Genomic DNA, 242 nt, shown 5'->3' on the forward strand with positions numbered 1-242 from the left:
TAAAGATGCAAACTTGCTTAAAGGCGGTATCGTATATGCCGATAAAGTGACAACGGTAAGTAACAGTTATGCAGAAGAGATCAAAACACCGTTTTACGGTGAAGGTCTTGACGGATTAATGTCGGCAAGGGCAAATGATCTTTGCGGTATTGTCAACGGCTTGGATTATACAGACTGGGATCCGGCTTCAGATCCTAGAATTGCAAAAACCTTTTCGGTTGAAGATTTCAGGAAGAATAAAG

Annotated in this window: 1 protein-coding gene; it reads left to right on the plus strand. The window is 41.3% G+C overall.

Annotated elements, in window-relative coordinates; genetic code table 11:
* Positions 1–242 (plus strand): glycogen/starch synthase (locus NE668_RS09990; protein WP_256196859.1); only part of this gene is annotated, 242 nt, incomplete at both ends.

Origin of the sequence: Veillonella parvula (assembly GCF_024461875.1) — a bacterium.
Lineage (GTDB): Bacteria > Bacillota > Negativicutes > Veillonellales > Veillonellaceae > Veillonella > Veillonella parvula_I.